This window comes from Polaromonas sp. P1_E1_2 (assembly GCF_056406035.1).
Map to the genome: position 1 here is coordinate 1 of NZ_JBFUAZ010000784.1, position 1,620 is coordinate 1,620.

At 53.2% G+C, this 1,620-nt stretch carries 3 protein-coding genes; all 3 read left to right on the forward strand.

From position 1 onward, the window contains the following. The coding region (locus tag AC1D1P_RS22840; RefSeq protein WP_477674566.1) for an acylphosphatase at positions 1-474 on the forward strand (474 nt) is incomplete at its 5' end. Between the two features lie 209 nt (positions 475-683). Continuing rightward, entirely contained in the window at positions 684-902 is a 219-nt protein-coding gene (locus AC1D1P_RS22845; RefSeq protein WP_477668248.1) for a hypothetical protein, read from the forward strand. A 480-nt stretch (positions 903-1,382) separates the two neighbouring features. Beyond that, on the forward strand, positions 1,383-1,620 hold a 238-nt coding region (locus tag AC1D1P_RS22850; protein WP_477674567.1), incomplete at its 3' end, for a hypothetical protein.

Here is a 1,620-nt window from a genome sequence, read left to right on the forward strand (position 1 = left end):
GGTGTTGCGGTCGCCGAGTCTTACCGGCTTTCTGGCGGGCGACACCTGTTTCACGGCCTTGATGAAAAAGCGTTCATTCACCCTGTTGGCTTTGACCCCAGGCAGTCATTTTTTCTGCCAACCATGATTCTGGAAAAATTTGGATTTGCCGGATTGTGTGAGGTTTCAGGCGAGCAACACTTTCATGGTTCCATCGACCTGGGCGATTACTCGCCTCCTGGTATGCGCTGGCTGAAGGTTGAGGGAACGGTGGCCCGTTCCTCTGCTTCAGTTGTGACATTTTCACTTCGCCTGCTTGGTGACGCTGCTACGACCATCGACGGGTCGTTCGATTTTGTTGCTCCACCATTTCCAGCGGAGGCCCCGGTTCTCAATTGGTATTACCTCCTTCCTGGCGATCGTATGCTTTCCGCTAAACGTACGAATACCACTATGCCCACGCTGAGTGCTTTCGTTCAAGGTACGGAACAATAACTGTGCGCACAAAAAGGTGCCTAATTCTGGCGGGCGTAGCCGTGACCGAGAACGACAAGCATGTGCCCACCGCCAGACGCATCGTCGGCACCGTCAGGTTTGAAGGTCGATAGAAATGCTTAACCCGTCAATCAACACAGACTCACAACAGCAAAAGGCCGCTCCACCGCTACTATCGTGGTTCGGTCATCTCTAACATTAGGCGTCTCATGGCACTACTTTTAAAAATCATCACCGTATTGTTTGGCCTCGCATCGATCGCAGCGGGCGTGAAGAGCGTTCTGCGGCGAGAAGCCAAATTCACATGGAATGGAGATAGCGATGAGAAGCGTGTCGTTGAAGGGCTTCCGGCAATCCTCATCGGCTTGGGCGAGATCGCTGTAGGCCTTTACATCATCTTCGCTCTGCGCTTTCCCTTTGCGAGCTGAGATATTTACATCGGAACGATTCATCATCGCCAATGTCGCCTAACCCCTCCTTCAAACTGACGCCTTGCGGCGCCGCTTATTTCAAAGGTTAAATTTCATGGACTGGGCACGCGTCAACCTTCGAGCTTTCATACGCGGCCCACTAGTGGGTACGCCGGAAGGACTGTTGGTCTTGATCGGCACGTCGTTGTCGCTTTTGTTCGCTGGCTTGAGTTKGTATGCCCCTGGGTTGGTCGGGCTTAGGCCACAGCTCGCAACAGGCAACGCCCTTATTTTTGCAATTTGGCCAGTGCCGCTTTTTGTAGGCTACGTTGCGTTCTGCAGCCCCGATTTCAGGCCAACTGTCTTTTCAATTGCCATGGTTTTCTGTATGGCCGCATTTCCCTTTTGGTTGGTGTACAAGTGAAAGGCTTTTTAACTGGTTGTTCCATCGGATCGCCTTCGGCGCCCGCTGAGTGCCAACGTTAAAGCTCAGTAGTGATGCGTATTTACATCGCACTCCTGTTGAACCTGGCACTTGCTGGGGCGGCCACCGCGGCGCCAGCTTGCAAGGCAAAGACCGAAAACTCTTCCGGCTACTTGCGGGCGACAGAAGTGGTTGGAAGCCTTCCGGAATTGAAAGTTTGGTCACGGTCACACGAATTTCCAGTGACCTACGGCATGTCGTGGGACAAGCAGGTGCTCTTGCGCGGTCGGTGTTATTGGTCTGTCTCGGTGT